Here is an 18,927-nt window from a genome sequence, read left to right as displayed (position 1 = left end):
CATGGCGGTTGCGTCTTTGCCGAAGTCTCTGGGTTTCCTGTTCGCCGATTGGACGCAGTGGCATTGCGTTGTTCCTTCCGGCTATGACCTGAACAAGCCGTTTGTGCTGACTGGGTGGCAGCTGCGTAACGCCGTCGAGTTCTACCGTGTGAAAGAGGATACGAAGTTTAATGCTTCGAGGCCGTTGCAGGGTGCCGCCTTTCGTTGGCGTCGCGGACAGATCGTCGGCGGTCAGAAGCTTGGCAAGTCGCCTTTCGGTGCTGCAACCGCCTGTTTCGAGGGTGGTGGTCCTTGCGTGTTCTGTGGCTGGGCCAAGGGTGGCGAGGTGTACCGCTGCTCCGACTGGGGTTGTGGATGCGGGTTTGAATACCGCTATCAGCCGGGCGAGGCGATGGGCATGCCAAGGCGAACAGCCCTGGTGCAGTTGCTCGCCAACTCGGAGGAACAGACGGCGAACGTGTACCGCCCATTGCAGACGATGGTTCGTAACGGCAAGCTTGACGACTTGATGAAAGTGCGGGAGGGCTTCATACGCCTGCCTAACGGTGGCCGCATCGACCCAGTGACCGCGTCCGCACGCTCCAAGCTCGGCAATCCCGTGAACTTCGCCTTGTGCGACGAGTCTGGCGTGTACACGAAGCGTTCTGGCATGTTCGAGGTCGCCGATACCGTGCTTCGTGGCGTTTCCGGCATGGATGGCAGGATGCTTGAGCTTACGAACCCATGGGATCCGATGGATGCCTCGTTCGGGCAGGCTACCTATGAGAGTCGCTCGACCGATATTATGAAGTATTTTCCGCGCCATGATCCTGACCTTGACTTCACCGACAAGGATGATCGGCGCAAGATTCTCGAATTCGTGTATCAGGGAAGCCCCTGGGTGAATCTGGACAGTGTGGAGGCTACGGCTTCCGAGCTTCTTGAACGTGATCCGGCGCAGGCGAGACGTTTCTTCGGATGCGAGCTGGTTCAAGGTTTGGGCGCTTACATGCCCGAAGCTCTCTATGACGCAACCGAGAAGGATCGGCCAGTGCCTCCCGAGGGTTCTGAGATTTGTCTTGGCTTCGATGGTTCGCAGTCGGGGGATTGGACGGCGCTTCGAGCTGAGGCTGTTGACGGCTGGCGTTGGACTCCCACCTATGGTGCCGCGAAGCGCCCGTCGTACTGGAATCCGAAGGAATGGGAGGGTCGCATACCGCGCAGTGAGGTCGATGCGTGCGTGAGTGACATGTTCCATCATTACCGCGTGAAGCGCTTCTACTGTGACCCTCATCCATGGGAGACGCAGGTCGACGCGTGGAGCGAACGCTACGGCGAGGATGTGGTCGTCCAATGGCCTACGAATCAGCCTGGGCGCATGTACAACGCGCTTGTGAGATTCCGCGAGGATACGGCCGACAAGACGACATCCCATAGCCCCGATCTGACAGCGAAGCTGCACATGATGGCAGCTCGCATGGTTGCCAAACCCGGTGACAAATTCGTTCTAGGCAAACCGTCAGAGAATCAGAAGATCGATATTTCCATGGCTGACATCCTAGCCCATGAGGCTGCTTGCGATATGCGTGCCCTGGGGTGGGGCATGAATAGCAACAAGGTTTTCCTGCTTGGACAGACCACAAAGATTGGAGGTGCGCATGGAGGCGGTAACGGAGTTGTCTTCGGATGAATCTGCACTGATGCGACACTTGTATACAAGGCTTCAGACCTTGCGTAAGGTCCATGAGGATCTTGACAAGTATTATCGTGGCGAGCAGCACATCCAGACGATAGGCCTTGCCGTGCCGCCTGAGCTGCGAGTGTTCGAGTTTCCCCTGAACTGGCCTCGCGTCACTGTGGATACCGTGGTGCAGCGTCAGCATGTGCGCTCTTTCAGCCTTCCCGATGATCCAGATTCCAACGACTACCTGTCGGAGGTCTGGGAAGCGAACAACATGGATTCGCAGAGCGTCTTAAACCATCTGGAAACGCGCGTGCAGGGTCATGGATTTGTTTCTGTCGGCACCAACGAGGATGACACCGAACATCCGCTGATTACCGTGGAGTCATCCCGTTCGATGATCTCCGAGATCGATCCACGCACGCGAAAGATTACGGCAGCTCTACGAATCTACTACGATCCGTTGGAACGTGCTGCACCCACGGAGGCTACGCTCTACTTGCCTGATTCGACCATCTACCTGCAGCGCGTCAAGGGATGGCAGTGGGCTATAGAGGATCGTGACGACCATAAGCTGCATCGTGTGCCTGTCGTGCAGTTCCTTAACCGTCCCCGTGTTGGCAATTTCATTGGTGAATCCGAGATGAAGGATGTGCTCAAGCCCACGGATATGGCGGCTCGAGCGCTCATGGATTTGCAGGTTGCGATGGAGACTCATGCGGTTCCCGGTAAGTGGGCTACCGGCGTGAACAAGGATGATTTCATCGATGCGGCCACTGGCAAGATGGCGGCTTCATGGCAGGCGTATTACACGGCCATGACTGTCACACAGGATTCCTCTGCACGTTTCGGACAGTTCCAGGCATCGGAGTTGACGAATTTCAAAACGGTGATTGACATGCTTGCCGAACAGGTGAGTTCCGTGACCGGCCTGCCTATGCGCTACTTCGGACAGAACACGGCGAACCCTGCAGCCGAGGGTGCCATCCGCGCTGATGAGGTTCGACTCGTGAAGAACGTCGAGTTGAAGAACATGACCGATGGTGACTGTTGGGCTGACGTGATGGCCTTGGCCTACCGGTTCGGCAAGGGCGAGTGGCTTGACGGCAATCGGATCCGCACTGACTGGGATGACCCGAACACGCCTACATTCTCGCAGAAGGCGGATGCGATACAGAAGCTTGTCGCTTCTGGAATTCTCAGCCGTGAGGGTGCCTGGGACGAGCTTGGCTGGTCTCAGGCTCGCAAGGATTTGGAACGGCAGCGGTTCGATGAACTTGATGCGGCGCAGTGGGAGAATCTTTTGAAGCCGGAGGCTACGAGTGCGGACAATGGCGGGGCAGGAGATGCCCAAGGTGGCGGTATTGCAGGGCAGGTACCTGCGGTCGGTCAGCAACAGGGCAGTGGCGCAGATAGTCAAGGCGTGGCGGCAAAACCGGTCTGACGACTTCAATCAGGCTTACGCGGACGCTTACGCGCCCATGCTTTCAGCATTGGATTCAGCTCAGCAGGACGTGGCCGAATACATGGCTGACACAACACCAGATGTGATGCAAAGCCTGGGCAGCAAGAACATAGGTAGTGGAGAATTCGCGTTTGACACTTCAAGGCTTATCGGATGGGCTGGCAACGGGCAGAACACCTTCGTCAACCTATGGAGCAGCGTTCTGCTTGGCAAACAATCGGTAGCGAACGGAAATTCCTTGAATATGGCACTTTCCACCATTGAGAACAGTCTGGCGCTACGTTCGCGCACGGTCCTTGCCGACACTGCCCGAACTTCCTCGATGATGGCTGCGAAGGCGCATAGTTTCACGGCACACTATGTGCGTATGCTGACGCCGCCATCCTGCGGGCGCTGCGCGATCCTTGCCGGCATCCCTTCGGGGAAGAAAGCGTTCGAGCGGCATCCGCATTGTGATTGTGTAGCGGCATGGAGCACCGATGAAAGCGCTCTGGCCAAGCATTATGCGAACGCGACCGACTATCTGAACTCGCTGAGCTCTGAGGATCTCGCCAAGACGCTTGGATCACAAGCTAATGCACAGGCATGGCATGATGGTGCAGACCTGAATCAGCTGGTAAACGCCTACCGTAAGAGCGGGAACGTCCGACCAGCACAGCTTTACGGCAGATCCATTAAATACACGTCTGAGGGCACCACGAAGCACGGCTGGGCGTATTCCCGTATGAAACAGGCCGGATATGTCAAAGGGCATGTGGAATACGGTTCGAAATACTGGCGTGCCGACCGGCCCAGATTGATGCCTGAAAGCATCTATCAGATCGCAGGCAGCGATCACGCTCAGGCGATGAGACTTCTCAACAATTACGGGTGGCTGTAAACAGCCTCTCTTATCTAATTTTTACCGCTCGTGCGATGCGAGTGGCTTTTGCCATGCGATGTGGCGCAATCAACAAGGAGAAACTATGCATACACGTTGGAATTCTCTACGGCATGTCCGCATGATCGTCGCTGATGGCGGCGAAGGCGGAGGAGTTGCAGAAGATGGTCAGGGCGATCCTGAGCCAAAGCCGGACGAGAGCAACGCGGAACAGCAGGGCAACGAGTCCGAGAAGCTTGGCGAGAACGGGCTGAAAGCACTCAAGGCCGAACGTGAGGCGAACAAGGCCGCGAAGGCCAAGCTGGCCGAATACGAGGCTCAGATCCAAGCATTCAAGGACAAGGACAAGACCGAATCCGAGAAGGAAGCCGAACGGTTGCAGGCATTGGAGAAATCCAATTCCGAGAATGCGCTCAAGGCCTTGCAGTATGAGGTTGCCGCTGAAAAGGGTATCCCTTTGAAGCTCGCCACTCGGCTCAACGGTTCCGACAAGGATTCCATGCTCGCTGATGCAGATGAACTTCTTCCGTTGATTCAGCAAACCAAGCCGAATATTCCCAAACCCGACAAGAGCCAGGGCAGGGGTGGCAAGCCAAAGCCTGCGTCCCTGTCCGCCGCGATCGCCGGTCATCTGAAATAACCCTTAAGGAGGGTACAAATGGCAGTAACTTTGGCAGAAGCCAAGAACAATGCGCTCGAAGACTATGATCCCATGGTCATCGATGAGTTCCGCAAGAACTCGGAAATCCTTGATTCCCTCATCTTCGATGATGTGGTGAGCCCCGCTGGCGGCGGCGCGACGCTTACCTACTCATATCGTCGTCTCGCAACCCAGCCGACCGCTGCGTTCCGTGCGATCAACAGCGAATACGCACCGCAGGAAGTCACCACGCAGAAGTTTTCCGTCGATCTGGCGGTTCTCGGTGGCAGCTTCGAAGTCGATCGTGTGCTCGCCAACCTCGGACCGGAAGCTTCCGGTGCCATCGCATTGAACATCACGCAGAAGGTCAAGGCTGCGACCACTCTGTTCCAGGACACCGTGATAAACGGTGACATCGCCAAGAACGCGAATGCTTTCGATGGGTTGGATAAGGCGCTGACCGGTTCCAGCACGGAGGATAAAACCTCCAATCCGGATTGGACGGACATTTCGGACAACGGCTTCAAGATCCTCGATTCGCTCGACGCGTTCCTGAGCCTGCTCGATGGTGATCCGACCGTCCTGGTCGGTAACGCCAAGGCATTGGCAAAGGTCCGCGCCGCAGCACGTCGCACCAGCCAGTACGTCAAGGATCCCGTTGAGGATCTGGTCGGCGCGAACGGGCGCCCTGTCACTCGAGAGACCTATGGCAACATCCTGCTCGTGGACGCCGGAGCCAAGGCTGGTACTAATGATCCGATCATCCCCGTGGATCCGTCTAAGGGCACTTCGGATGTGTACGCCTACCGTGTCGGTCTGGACGGCTTCCATGGCGTCTCCGTTGCTGGTGGACAGCTCGTGCAGACTTGGCTGCCAGACTTCACCACTGCAAATGCGGTGAAGAAGGGCGAGGTCGAACTTGGCCCCATCGCCGTCGCGTTGAAGGCCACTAAGGCCGCCGCCGTTCTTCGCGGGGTGAAGGTGCAATGAGCTGGACGGTGAAGACCCCGGTCAAGGGCTTCACTGGCGATGTCGCAGGTGTTGATTTCCAAAATGGTGTCGGCACCTGCACTTCCGACATCTCGTATTTCCAACGTCATGGATACGAGATTACGGAAGACAAGCCAGCAAAGCCAAAGTCAACTGCCACAGCGAAAAAGTGAGGTAGCCATGCCAGACGATCCACTCGTAGCCCGATATGCATCCGTCGCCGATGTCGCTGCCGAACTTGGTGAGGATATCACCACTGACAGCGCACGGGGCAAGCAGATTCAACGGTGGCTCAACAGGGCGGAGCGCATCATCCGCGCTCGAGTGACCGAACTGGACGACTGGGCGAATGCCGATGGTGGCTACAAAGCTACCGTGAACGACGTGGAAGTCTCGGCCGTGGAACGCAAAGCCAGAAACCCTGACGGCATGCGTTCCATGATGACCCAGATCGATGATGGCAACTTCCAGCAGACGGTGGATGCCTCGAGGTCTACGGGCGAGATTGTCATCCTTGACTCGGAGTGGTCGCTGCTGCTGAGAAGCTCGTCCACAACGGCGTTCAGTGTAGTCGACAAGGCGCAGCCTGACGCATTCCCATTGCCTCACTACCCATTCGGCTACTAGGAAGGCGCATATGGACATTTCAAGCATGGTGCAGGCTGCCCTGCCGAAGATGCGTGCCAACGCCGAATCTCTCATGTCGGACTCGTTCGACGTGATGCGTCCGACTGGCAGGAATGTGGTCGATCCAGACACTGGCGTTGATTCGCCGGAGCTGGTGCTGTTCGCGCAGTCGAAGGGGAAGATCCAGACTGCCGGTGGCATCGCCTCGCAGGTGGTCACCGCATCCGGTGACAGCAGCAACGTGGGCGGCAACGTGCCCGTATGGAGCCTATACATCCATTTCCCGATGACACTCGTGGGTTTGCGGGAGAAGGATGTGGCAGTCTGCACGGCCTCAACCGATTCTGACATGGTTGGCAAGCGTTTCAGACTGGTGAACCTGCAGTCCGAAAAGACGCATGCCACCGCCAGACGGTGGAACGTACAGGAAATGCCCGAAGGAGACTGACATGGCACTCATTGACGTATCCCAAGTGAATGCGCTCGCCCAAAAGCTCGCGGCGGCACCATTGAAGAAACATGCATTGGTTGCTGCGGCGGTGAAGAAGGGCGCGCAGAACATCAAGGAAGCCATCCAGGAGGATGTACGGTCCTCATCCAACCCCGGATTCCGCCGCATCCCCATCCACTACGACATGAAATCCGAGGGCGTGCGCATCGAAGCCGACATCGGACCGGAGGAGGGTGGTGCCGGGTCTCTGGCCAACATCGCGTTCTTCGGCACGAGCCGTGGCGGCGGCGGCCATGAATTCTACGGTCACGGCGCTGACGAGCTTGACCCGACAGCCCAGTATGTGGCCAAGGCGGCCGAAGGACTGTGAACGGCTACGCTAGAGCACGCGCCGCCATCATCGGACTACTGCCCGACCTCAAAGGGTGGAAAGTGTACCCCGATGGCATAGCTACCGGTGCGAAACCGCCATGGGTCGTCGTGTCCATGAGCGAGGACGGGCGCGAACGCTCCGAAGGCGGACGGACCACGAACCATCTCGGCAAACTCGACATACGTGTTGTTTCCTTGTCGGAACTCGGCATCGGCATTGTATGCGACAAGCTCACCGAAGCGCTCGATGGTGCGCACGCCGACGGCGTGTCAGCGCTCATAGCGGATGTTGATTCTGGCGTGTACGCATCCGAACTCGTCGACACGGACTCCTCCACTCCGTACCTCATGCGGGTACTGACCTGGCGCACCGGATGGCCGGCATGACATACCGAACACGACGACAACCAACACAGGCTATGGCACAACGCCATGACCTCAACTATATAAGGAGCAGTAATGGCTAGTAATGTATCCGCATATCTCGAAGAGGGCGTCAAGTCCGTTTTCGTCAAGACGCTGGCGGACATGAAAACACCAAAGATCAGCGAATTGACCGGCGTTGGCGCGACCGAACTTTCGTTTTATATCGTGCCTAACGGCTGGAAGCCGACGCGCTCGCAAGACAGCATCGACGATGGTCGTGAGGGTACCGCGACGGTGGGAAAGATCCTAGGTCCGAAAAAGTTCGACAATGGCGAGGTTGAGGTGCTTGATAACGTCAACCGCAAAGATGCCGACAATGCCGCCGTGGTGACACTCACCGAGGGGACGCAGGGCTATATCGTACGTCGTCGCGGACCTGAGGCGTCTGTCGACTGGGCCGCCGGTGATGTGGTGTCCGTCTACAAGGTCGCGATTGGTATGAAGAACCCGGTGGCTCACGCTTCCAACGCGCGCCAGACCAGCACGATCAGCTTCGCGATCGACCCATCGTCACTCATTGAAACCGCCACGGTCGCCACCGCCTGACCAGCAACACTTCCCGCCGTATGGTCTCCCACTCTCCCATGCGGCGGGAACCTCTTTACCAACTTGAGAGTGCCTACTTTGAAAGAGCGTGGAAAACATGGGTATCACAGTAAACAAGCCTGGGAAAACCGTCGATATCGTCACCGACATGGTGGCATTGCAGTCCAGCGTCGACGCGGCCAACGACCTCAACCAGGCGCGTGCGGACAATAAATCAGCAACGGACATCCAGGCGAAGAAGGCAGCATTGAGGAAGCTGGTCGCCAAGGTCGACGAGTCGACCATCCGGATGCGCATCCATGGTCTGAACGCATCGAAGTGGAATATGATCGTCATCGCCAACCAGAGCGTCGAAGGCGACCGCATCGTCAAGGATTGGCCGAAGATGGTCGCCGATGCCATCCCGCAGATGCTCGAATCCGCTGTCTGGAAAACGTCCGGTGATGCCATCGAATTCGCTGACGGCGACCTCGCCGAACTGCTCGACAGTCTCACTGACGTGCAGACCATGGACCTCATCGTGGCAGTGCAGGAGCTCAACACCCCCACCGCCTCGGTCCCAAAAGCGGTCCGCGACCTGATCTAGCCGGTCGCCTCGCCGAACACCCCGGACTGGTCGAGGAACTCCGCTGCGCCCACGGGCTCGGCATCAGCTACAAACGTTTCCTCGGCTGGACCCCCACGCCCGGCGACATGGTCGAATGGGATGAGACGGAACGGGCATGGATGCTCGCCCTGCAAACCTACGAGACGGCCCGTAAATGTCCCGTGTGCGGCATGGACATCACGTTCTGCCACGACCAGGAGAAAGTGCACCGGGCATTCAAGGGTGCCGACGTGGAGACGTGTTTCGTCGGTGAGATGCGTGAACAGGCCATGCGCCGTTTCGCCGATAGCGGCGAAGTCAAGGCCCCCAACTCGCAGACCACGAAACTCAACATGAGAAACGGATGAAGTCATGGCACTGAACGAGAACATCGTCATCCGCCTCATGGCGGACACGTCGAACTACACGACCAAGATGCAGGCCGCCTCCACCCAAGCGGAGACCATGGCCAAGGCCATGGAAAAACCCATGACCACAGGTCAACGAATGGAGGCCGGCTTCACCAAAGCAGGCCTCGCCGTAGGGGCCCTCTCCGCCGCCATCGGCGTCGCCGCCGTCAAGAGCTTCATCGACTTCGACGCGAAAATGAGCGAAGTGGCGACCAACTCCGGTGCCACTGGATCCTCACTCAACGCGCTACGCGAAGCCGCACTCAACGCCAGCCGCACCACAATCTACAGCGCCGAGGATGCCGCGGACGCCATCAACGAACTCGCCAAAGCCGGCGTCAGCGTCACCGATATACTCGGAGGCGGTCTGCACGCCGCACTCTCACTCGCCGCCACCGACAACATGAGCGTCGGCGACGCCACCCAATACATGGCATCCGCCATGACCCAGTTCGGCCTCACCGGCAAACAGGCCGGACAGGTCGCCGACGCGCTCGCCGCCGGCGCGAACAAGGCGTTGGGCTCCGTGTCCGCCATGGGCGAGGCGCTGAGCATGGTCGGTAGTACATCCCACATGCTTGGCGCGAACATGCAGGAGACGGTCGGAACCCTGTCGGCCATGGCCCAAGAGGGCAACATCGGGTCCGAGGCTGGCACCGAACTGCGCTCCGCGCTGATCGGCCTCATGTCCCCGTCCAAGCAGGTCAAAAGCGAGATGGACAATCTTGGTCTGTCGCTGTACGACGGGCAGGGCAAGTTCGTCGGCATCGCCAACTTCGCCGGACAACTGAAGGACAAGCTCTCGAAGCTCACACCGGAGCAGCGCAACCAGGCCATGGGCGTACTGTTCTCGAATGCGGCCATGAGCGCCGCGAACACCCTCTACAAAGAGGGCAAAGATGGTATCGACAAGTGGACGAAATCCGTTTCACAGTCCGGATACGCGGCAGATATCGCAGCCAAAAAGACCGATAACTTCAAGGGCGACATGACGAAGTTCGTGCACACCGCCCAAGACGTCCTCATTGGTTTGGGGTCAGCCGCGAACGGACCGCTGCGCAGCGTCACCCAGAACGCGACCGACCTGTTGAACCTGTTCCGCAGCATGCCTGCATCATCCCAGCAGTGGGTGCTTGGCGCGGGTCTCATCATCGGCGCTACCGCCGGGTTGCACAAGATGTTCGGCGGGCTGACGGAGAGCACCAGCGGCTTCCAGCGTGGACTCGGACAAGTCGTGGACCCCATGACACGGTTGAAGACCGCTGCTCCACAGCTTTCCGCCGGACTGTCGATGCTCACCTCGGCGTTCCACGGGCCCGAGCAGGGCGTCGGTCTCATGGCCAACGGTCTGACTCGCGGGCAGACCGCCATGAGCGGTTTGAAAAGCGCCGGGGGCGGCCTCATGAGCATGCTCGGCGGGCCTTGGGGCATCGCACTCACCGGAGCATCCATCGCCGTAGGCATACTGGCGCAACGCCAACATGACGCACAGCAGCGCGCCAACGCCTACGCCGACGCGCTCGATAAGGGCAAGGACGCAGCCATGCAACTGCAGAAAAACATCGCGACCGGCAACAACATCTCATGGTCATGGTGGAACAAACAACAGACCGGTGCCGACGGTTTCGCCAAGGCACTCGACAAGGCCGGCATAAGCGCTAAAACATTCGCCCAGGCCGCTGCTGGGAATAAGATCGCACTGGCTCAATACAACGAGCAGATGGACAAACTGAAACTCGGCACGTCCGAACAAGTGACACTCGGTCAACACGTCAACGGCGTTTTCACGGAGCAGAAGAAAGCCATCGACGACTCCCGTGTCGCCGCTAAGGCACAGGCCGAAGCGGAAAAGGAGGAGACGAAGCAGAAGGTCGCCAACACCGTCGCCCAAGCCAATGGCACGAAAGCCGTGCAGGAGGGTGCGTCCGCCGACGAGAAGGCCGCTGACTCCAAGGATATCCTCGCCGAAGCATTCGGCGCAACCACCAAGGGGATTAGCGAGCAGGCCGCCGCCCTAGGCGAAGTGGTCGACGCTCTCAAAACCTACTACGGTTTCACCATTTCGGCATCCGACGCCGACATACAGCTGCACGATTCATTCGACAAGGCCACGCAAGCGGTCAAAGACAACGGTGCGATCCTCGACATCAACACGAAGAAAGGACGAGACAACCAGAGTGCGCTCAACGACATCGCCAAGGCCGCCATGAGCAGCGCCGAAGCCCATGCCCGCGCCGGTGATGCGGTCGACAAGATCAACCCAATCATGGAGGATGCCCGCAACCACTACATCGAAGCGGCGAAGGCCATGGGCAAGACCCCCGAGGAGGCCAACGCCATGGCCGACAGCGTGGGCCTGTCCGCCAAGGCCGTGCAGGACCTCACCGACCGCATTGCAGCCGCCAACGCCAAACCGCTGAAAATCTCCGACCAGGCATCCAAAACACTCGACGACGTCGGAATCAAAGCCAAATCACTACCAGACGGCAAAACCATCAAACTCAGCGGCGATAACAAGGAAGCACTGGAAGCGTTCGCCACCGTCAACGGTCTGAAAATCGATCCCAAGACCGGTACCCTTGATTTGAATAAGCAGCAGTTCGAGGTCGCTCTGGCGATTGCGAACGGTGCGAAGATCAATCCGAAGACCGGTGAACTGCTTGGAGACAACAGCGACCACTTCCGTAAGATCGCCCAATCCAACGGGTGGAAGATCGACAAGAAAACCGGTGTCATATCGGGCGATGATGGTCCATTCCGCGCGGTGAAAGGGAATGTCGATAAAGCGACCATCGGTAAGAAGACCGTGCAGGTGGGAGCCGATGCGAGTGGATTCTGGAGTACCGTGAACGGGATTCTCGGTCAGGTGTTCCACGTGAACGTCTCATCCGGGGGAAAGCACGCTTCGGGCGGCCTCATCAACGGCCCCGGCACCGGAACATCCGATGACATACCGGCGAAACTGTCGAACGGCGAGTACGTCGTGCGCGCAGCGGCTGTCAAACAGTATGGCGTCGAGATGCTCAACGCCATCAACTGGCAGCGGTATGCGACCGGTGGTCTTGTGAAGGCGTATCAGGCTACTCCATTGCCTACGAAGTTTGATTCAGGACAGGGCAAGGTTACGTATTTGCAGACGGTGAACATGAAGATGTATGGGACTGGTTCTTCCCCCGCCGACGCGCAACGTGCGGCCAGCAGAATCAGATCGAGTTCGAATGCACTGATTTCGATGAATGGGATGTGACCATGAGCCTGGTAAGAATCTATACGACATCTGATATCAGCCCTACCGTGTCACTGTATGGCGGCGCTGGCGACTATGAGATGATCCTCCGCTATCTGGATGGCTGGTATAGCACTCCGGACGCTAAGGTGAAATTGACGGAGCGCGCTTCGGGGGATGGGGCTCACGACGTGTCTGCAGAAGACATCATCTATGGGACGCGCACAATAGTCGTAGACTATCGTATTCTAACGGATAGTCGCACCAGGCTTCTCGCTCATGAAGGTTCTTTGCTGTCTCTCGCTCACCAGCAGGTGAGATTCCGCGTGACCGACGATGACAGCGATCTGTTTGCGTCCGGCTATGTGGATTCGGCTGTTAAGGATAAATCTCAGCAGAACCTTGCTCGGCAAACCGAGACTGGCACGCTTACCATCATCTGTCCGCGTCCTGAGCGTTTGGCGTGGAGTCCGTTGCAATCGCAGTTGTTTCCCGTGTCGGCGGTGCAGGGTGGGTTGCGGTATTCGACGGTTCACCGGTTGGTGTCAGCATGGACCGGAGCGGCAAACGCTTCCACCAGCACCCTGTCGCAGGGCGGGACGGTCGTGGCGACGAATCTCGTCACCAGCCCCAAGCCACTTGCGGCCGGATGGGCGCAAAGCGCTGTCACCATGACCGATACGCCTGATGGGTTGGCGGTCTCCGCGCAGAATGATAACGCCGATGAATACGCGGGAAACGCTAAGATTCCATGTAATCCTGACACGACGTATCATATCGTCGCGGATTTGGTTCGTAGTGATGGACCTACTAATAGCAACGGCCCACTTTTCGCTTATGAAAGTGATGCCCACGATAGAATACTAGCTACCCATATGAGGATCGGTGGCAGTGGACGTGGGGTGTTGCAAGCGGATTTCACAACAACACCTACTACCAGCTCTATCAGTATCCGCCTGTATGCCCCTCTTGATGTGACGCAGCAAACCGTATGGCGTCATATCGGGTTGTATACGGCTGCCGACTGGAATGCCATGCAGTCCCTCGGCATCGACTGGTTCGATGGGGACAGTTATCCGGTTCCTACTGGCAAGGGACTTTCCTATCCGTTGAATTATGGCACGGGTGGTGTCGCGTCGAATGTGGCGCTGCTGTTGAATCAGGGCAGTTCGAAAGCGTTCCCCGTACTCACGGTGACCGGCCCGTTCCCGAATGGCGTGCAGGTCCAGTGGGGTGGTAACGCCCTGCAGTATGACGGTGCGATAGGTGCCGTGCCGCTGATACTGGATTCGCGCTCGCAGACGGCTTCGATGGGTGGCGTGGACGTGAGCCGCAATCTTTCAAGGCGTGACTTTCCCGTGGTGCCTGCTAATGGTTCGGTGTCCCTACGTTTGATGAGCGCTGGTACCGGCTGGGTGACGGCCGTGTGCCGCGACACCTACATCTAAATCTCTCTTTTCAAACATTCATTGCCTCGCCTGGTGCGGGGCTTTTCATTTGGAGGCTCTATGACCACGGCTTTGGGCGTTGACGTTGACACGAATGGTAATGGCGTGGACCCATTGACGCATCGGCAGATCATCAAACGGCACTGGAACAACACTGGCATCATGGGCGGATTGACGGTTTCCGGACGTTCCGATCTGTATTATACGGTTTCGACTGGGGTGGCAGTGTGCTCGATGGGTGATGCGGACGGTTACACGGAGGCGTATTGGCCCGGTGGCAAGACTGAGAACACGGTGAGTGCAGGGGACGGAACCTACGCGCGCATCGACTCAGTGTATCTTCTTGCGAACACGGGCACTCCGGATAATGACGTGCATTGCCTGGCCTTACAGGGCACGCCATCGGCTTCTCCCGTGGCTCCCAAGCTGCCTGCGGGCGCTCTGCTGTTGAGGAATGTTACGATTCCCGCGGGAGCCTCTACGACGGGTGTGGGGTCGATCGGTGTTGATGTGCGGTATGCGATCCCATACGGAGCATCGGGGGATCTCCTGGGTGCGTTCACCAATACTGCTGACGCTTTTGGTTCGAGTACTGTTCGTGAATGGTATACGCAGGAGAGTGTTTCCATTTATGTCCCTACTGATCGCACGGTGGAAATCATATATCAGGCCACGTTCGCCAACGCTCATCAGGATAGGGGCAGGGACTTAGTAGGTGGTGGCTGGATTAGCTGGGGTGTTGCGGCATTATTGCTTGATGGTGTTGCAATCCCGCATTCGGGTACTGAATGGCAGGCTTCCAACGGCGTCTGGGAGTCGCATGAGATTCACAAGCTGGTTAAGGTCACTGCGGGCAGACATACGATTGCTGTCCGCAATGGTCTGATGAGTCATCAGGAGTCGAGCGGAATGCCGTATTTCAGATATTCAGATAATGGTGGCGTCTCCTATAAGGGGCGTGACCTGCAGGTCTGGGACAGGGGGCCGGACCAGTGAGCTGGAGGCACTATCTCACTGACGCGCGTACGGGAGAGTTGATTACACCGATTGATATTCCCTCGTTTTCGTGGGAGATGACGGTGGGTGATTTCGGTTTCACGACCACCAAGAAGAACCTGGGTGACGCGGATGCATCGAACCTGACGCTACCGTGGAGTGCGTTGAATGCGGACACTCCCGCCGAACGTGCTCACCTTCTGAGCATGGGGCGTCGGGCGCTCTGCTCCGCATGGGTGTATGACGGGGTGGCTGACTCTCGTGGTATGCCGATCATGTGGGGTGCGCTGGGGGAGCGTGAGGACACGTGGCTTGATACCACGTTCCCGATCTACTCGCCCATGAGTCTGCTCGACTCGCGATATGCGATCCGTGACGGCAAGTTCGTTGACACGAAATCCACGGACACGGTGAGTTGGACCGGATTGTCGCTGCGTGGGCTAGCCTCGAACCTGATCAACCTCGCGACAAACCAGAAAAACGGCGGCACGCTGCCGTTTGATTGCACGTATGTGAACGAGCCGGGCAATCATCAGCGCACGGATTACCAGGCGTGGAACGTGCAGAATCTCAATGTGAAAACATTGCTCACGAACATCGCGAACGTGCAGGGCGGCCCCGACATGACGTTCCGCCCCTACTGGTCGGATGACGGTCATGTGCGCTGCCGGTTCCTGGCCGGTTCCGACGCGGATGTCTATCTGGATATGGATCATGCGCCAATCGTGCTCAACAGTTTCCCCGGTGGCGGGTCGTTGGAGGATCTGACCATCAGCTACGCGCTGCCCTACCAGCGCGTGTACGGTACGGGTGCGGGCACCGACGCGAGCGTGCTCACCACGCTTGCCGAGGATCTCACGTCTATCACCGGTTCGATGGATCCGCCGATCCTGCGTGAGATGACTTACTCGGATTCCGACGCGGCGAATCTCGGTGTGCTCAAGCCCAAGGTACGGGCGGTGTTGAATGCCAACAAGGTTACATCGATGCAGTTCACGGGCAATATCGATGTCAACGACACGGATTCCAACGGCACGCTGCTTCACCCGCTTGGTTCGTTCTGGCCGGGCGAGGTTTTCCATCTTGACGTTTCCGGTTTCCCCACGCTCCCTGATGGGCGTTATGAGACTCGTCTCATGGAGATGAGTGGCGACCAGTCCAGCAAGGTCAAGCTCAAGTTCGATGTGATGGACGCACTTTTTTTAGGAGGTTTTCAATTGGCTTTTCACCCGGATATCACGCGCAAAGATAATGTGACAGTAGCGTTGGATACGGCGAACGCGGCGGTCAAGATCGCATCTCGTCAAATGACTGGTAATGCGGGAACGGTTGAGATTCCTAACTCCGATGGCACGTCCACGATCATGGGCGCTGGCGCTGGCGATACGGGGGTCGCGACATGGGTAGGGGATACGACTGCGCCGGGGAAGCCTCTCGGTATTACCGCCGAGTCGCATAATGGTGCGGTCTGGGTGTCATGGGATGGCACGTTGGATGGCGGTATTCCCGCCGATTTCGACCATGTGCGGTTTACGGCCGTGGACGGGTCGAAGACGGTGGCCATGGGACAGCTCAAGGCTGCCGGCAAGGTAACGGCTGCCGAACTCACCGCAGGGGACACGGTTACCATCACGGCTATCGCCTACGATGACGCGCATGCTGCCGATGGCTCGTCAGCACCTAACGCGTCAGTAGCGTCTGATCCCGTGACCGTGGTGGTGCAGAGCGCTGTTGATGCTTCTGAGGTGCGGAAGGCGCAGGCCGACGCACAGTCAGCTCTCGATAAGGCCGGCCAAGCCACAAGCGTGGCGCAGTCCTCCCAGAAGAATGGGGTGACGAGCTATGTGCCTCAGTATGCGCAGACTGCCGATCCGACGACTGCTCCCCCGACAGGGTGGAGTGAGACTGCGCCGGCATGGGTCGCTGGTAGATACATCTGGGTGCGTACCATTGTCACGTATGGCAGTGGCGATCACACCACCACTGACCCTGTGGTCATGACAGGCAATACGGGTGCTACGGGCGCGAAGGGTGATCCTGGTGCCCGTGGTGCTGATGGTACGCCGGGAAAGAATGGCGTCGGCGTCACGAGTACGACGGTGACCTATCAGCCCGGCACGAGTGGTACCACCGCGCCCGCCGGATCATGGAGCGTGTCGGTGCCTGCCGTCACCCCGGGTGACTGGCTGTGGACCCGTACCGTCTGGCAGTACACGGATGGCACGTCCGAGACAGCGTATTCCACCTCTCACATCGGCAGGGATGGCAATAGCGGTACCGATGGCGTGCCGGGAAAGGATGGAGTAGGTATCAGATCAAGCGTGATTTCCTACGCTTCTTCACCGTCAGGCACGTCGGCCCCGTCAGACGGCTGGCAGGCGACGCCGCCCAACGCTAGTGCTGGCATGTATGTGTGGACTCGCACCGTTTTCACGTATACGGATGGCATGAACGAGACCGCGTATTCGGTCGGGAAAATAGGAGATACGGGTGCTACGGGAGCCGCTGGCAGTGATGGCGTGAGCGTGAGCGCGATAACCCCATACTGGGCGCTGGGAACGTCTGCTCCGGCAACGCCCACAGTGGCTACACCGCCATCGCCATGGGTGCCGTCAGAGCCCGAGTATGCGCGTGACCAGAATCTATACACGACACGGAAAGTCACGTACTCCAACGGCCAAGTCTCCTACACGCCAGTGGTTCTCGATTCCTCGTATCAGTATTCCGCCGCTGCCGAAACTGCCGCGCAGTTAGCTAAGACTACGGCTGACGGTAAAAACAAGATATTCTCGGCAGCCAGCGAACCGGCACATACGGGGCTGGTGCCCGGTGACCTATGGTTCCAGTTGGACAACTCTAAGCATGTCACGGGAATCCAAGTGTGGAACGGCAGCGCGTTCGTGGATTATCTCGTTGTGGCTAACGAGATTCTCGTAGCAGGATCAGTGGGCACCACGCAGATCGCCAACGGTGCCATCACCACCGACCTACTCACCTCGAACGCGGTCACTGCAATCAAAATCGCGGCTCAAACCATTACCGGCGACAAGCTTGACGTGGGGAGCGTCGCTGCTGCCATCGTCACGTCCGGCCTGTTCCAGACCGCTTCCAGTGGTGCTCGAGTGAAAATGGATAGTTCAGGGATCACGGGATATGATTCCAAGGGTTCGACAACCTTCAGAATAGATGCTACGACTGGTGATGTTTCGATGATCGGAAAATTCTATTCAGGTGACAAGTCTGTTTCAAGGGTCATCATCGACAGCGACTATGACGATATTGGCATCCCGAATGATGCAAATATAAATGTAGATGGTTATATTGCGTTTGAAAGCCACTCATCCGAAAAATCACCTTTTATTGGCGGTATTCATGGGACTACGGCCGGAAACTATACTGGCTCGATAATGACCTCTGGAATGAAGGACTCCAAAAATCCCCAGGTGGCAAACGTGCAGCTTCAATCGCTTGGTGATGGAGCGGGTGCTCAGGGTGCTCTCGTATCGGCCATGGATGCAGATAACCTCGACAAAAATGTTGCGAGGGTCGACGTGCGCTCGGGTAAAGATGGGCAGTCGGCCACGCTCATGGCTTCCGGCGGAACAGGCAACGGCAAGTACGCCACCGTGGAGGCCCGTGTAAACTCCAAAGGTAATCCCTACGTTGCTATTGTGGCGACAGATATCTTTCAGATTGACCCGGTGACCAAAGAAGCAGTTGAAATACACTCTAACAAGCATGATTTGACGTCGAAGAAAAGATGCGTGTTCAACTGGGAAAACGATTGGACCGGCGTATCTACCAGTGGAGACGGTTATCTGCAAGGAACATTCAATTTCAGCATGTCAAGCGGATGGTATCTTGTCGAAGCATACATACGCACCAACGGTGCCGGCAAGGAATACCACCTCGACATGAACGCCTTTAGGCCGGACGGCACGATCATGGACACTTGGCTGATGAACTTTCCCATGCCATCGAAAGGCATTGGTAACATGGTTTGCTCGCAGATGGTGTATGTGGAGGATAGTGATGATGGCATCAACATTTCCGGGAAACTTTACTCACGCGATTATGACAGCAAACCTGAACTGTTCACCGGCCTCGACGCCAGGTGGTCCCTCTTCTCTCCGAAGCGAACACTGTCACAGTATTTCCGCATATTCGCCATGTAACCGCCATGAACCACAGACACGAAGAGGCG

17 protein-coding genes are annotated in these 18,927 nt (G+C 57.7%); all 17 read left to right on the top strand.

Annotation, left to right across the window (positions count from 1 at the left end):
• Position 1: 1 nt before the first annotated feature.
• The 17 genes from BMON_RS00665 (at position 2) to BMON_RS09090 (ending at position 18,898) form a co-directional block, all read left to right on the top strand.
• Complete coding sequence (locus BMON_RS00665; protein WP_237745268.1) at positions 2–1,669, top strand: hypothetical protein; 1,668 nt, start codon at positions 2–4, stop codon at positions 1,667–1,669.
• Entirely contained in the window at positions 1,638–3,104 is a 1,467-nt protein-coding gene (locus BMON_RS00660; RefSeq protein WP_081882721.1) for a phage portal protein, read from the top strand. Before BMON_RS00665 ends, BMON_RS00660 begins: the two co-directional genes overlap by 32 nt.
• Entirely contained in the window at positions 3,064–4,005 is a 942-nt protein-coding gene (locus tag BMON_RS00655; protein WP_237745267.1) for a hypothetical protein, read from the top strand. Before BMON_RS00660 ends, BMON_RS00655 begins: the two co-directional genes overlap by 41 nt.
• 85 nt (positions 4,006–4,090) lie before the next feature.
• A complete protein-coding gene (locus BMON_RS00650; protein ID WP_152595809.1) occupies positions 4,091–4,645 on the top strand; it encodes a hypothetical protein in 555 nt (184 codons plus the stop codon).
• A gap of 18 nt (positions 4,646–4,663) precedes the next feature.
• Entirely contained in the window at positions 4,664–5,635 is a 972-nt protein-coding gene (locus tag BMON_RS00645; protein WP_033513458.1) for a major capsid protein, read from the top strand.
• Positions 5,632–5,808: a hypothetical protein gene (locus BMON_RS10090; protein WP_161786347.1), complete on the top strand. Its 177-nt coding sequence runs from the start codon at positions 5,632–5,634 to the stop codon at positions 5,806–5,808. The genes BMON_RS00645 and BMON_RS10090 overlap by 4 nt, the downstream gene beginning before the upstream one ends.
• 7 nt (positions 5,809–5,815) lie before the next feature.
• Positions 5,816–6,262, top strand: a complete 447-nt coding sequence (locus BMON_RS00640; protein ID WP_033513456.1) for a Gp19/Gp15/Gp42 family protein — start codon at positions 5,816–5,818, stop codon at positions 6,260–6,262.
• A 10-nt stretch (positions 6,263–6,272) separates the two neighbouring features.
• On the top strand, positions 6,273–6,710 hold the full coding sequence (locus BMON_RS00635) for a DUF6093 family protein (protein ID WP_052122241.1): 438 nt from the start codon (positions 6,273–6,275) through the stop codon (positions 6,708–6,710).
• A 1-nt stretch (position 6,711) separates the two neighbouring features.
• Positions 6,712–7,083 carry a hypothetical protein gene (locus BMON_RS00630; RefSeq protein ID WP_033513454.1) on the top strand — a complete coding sequence of 124 codons (372 nt, stop codon included), beginning with the start codon at positions 6,712–6,714 and terminating at the stop codon, positions 7,081–7,083.
• On the top strand, positions 7,080–7,472 hold the full coding sequence (locus BMON_RS00625; protein WP_033513452.1) for a hypothetical protein: 393 nt from the start codon (positions 7,080–7,082) through the stop codon (positions 7,470–7,472). Before BMON_RS00630 ends, BMON_RS00625 begins: the two co-directional genes overlap by 4 nt.
• A gap of 72 nt (positions 7,473–7,544) precedes the next feature.
• Positions 7,545–8,057 carry a phage tail tube protein gene (locus tag BMON_RS00620; RefSeq protein ID WP_033513450.1) on the top strand — a complete coding sequence of 171 codons (513 nt, stop codon included), beginning with the start codon at positions 7,545–7,547 and terminating at the stop codon, positions 8,055–8,057.
• Between the two features lie 97 nt (positions 8,058–8,154).
• On the top strand, positions 8,155–8,643 hold the full coding sequence (locus BMON_RS00615) for a hypothetical protein (RefSeq protein ID WP_033513449.1): 489 nt from the start codon (positions 8,155–8,157) through the stop codon (positions 8,641–8,643).
• Positions 8,644–8,750: 107 nt separating this feature from the next.
• Positions 8,751–9,011: a hypothetical protein gene (locus BMON_RS00610; protein ID WP_033513448.1), complete on the top strand. Its 261-nt coding sequence runs from the start codon at positions 8,751–8,753 to the stop codon at positions 9,009–9,011.
• Positions 9,012–9,015: 4 nt separating this feature from the next.
• Positions 9,016–12,300 (top strand): phage tail tape measure protein, encoded by a 3,285-nt coding sequence (locus BMON_RS00605; protein ID WP_051917685.1) that lies wholly within the window; start codon positions 9,016–9,018, stop codon positions 12,298–12,300.
• Positions 12,301–12,302: 2 nt separating this feature from the next.
• Positions 12,303–13,727 carry a phage tail family protein gene (locus BMON_RS09095; RefSeq protein ID WP_051917684.1) on the top strand — a complete coding sequence of 475 codons (1,425 nt, stop codon included), beginning with the start codon at positions 12,303–12,305 and terminating at the stop codon, positions 13,725–13,727.
• Between the two features lie 60 nt (positions 13,728–13,787).
• Positions 13,788–14,723, top strand: a complete 936-nt coding sequence (locus tag BMON_RS00590) for a hypothetical protein (protein WP_033513446.1) — start codon at positions 13,788–13,790, stop codon at positions 14,721–14,723.
• A complete protein-coding gene (locus BMON_RS09090) occupies positions 14,720–18,898 on the top strand; it encodes a collagen-like triple helix repeat-containing protein (protein WP_156098604.1) in 4,179 nt (1,392 codons plus the stop codon). The genes BMON_RS00590 and BMON_RS09090 overlap by 4 nt, the downstream gene beginning before the upstream one ends.
• Positions 18,899–18,927: the final 29 nt, after the last annotated feature.

The sequence above is a fragment of the Bifidobacterium mongoliense DSM 21395 genome (assembly GCF_000741285.1).
Lineage (GTDB): Bacteria > Actinomycetota > Actinomycetes > Actinomycetales > Bifidobacteriaceae > Bifidobacterium > Bifidobacterium mongoliense.
The sequence above is the reverse complement of the archived record's forward strand: the minus strand, read 5'-3'. Positions and strand labels throughout refer to the sequence as shown.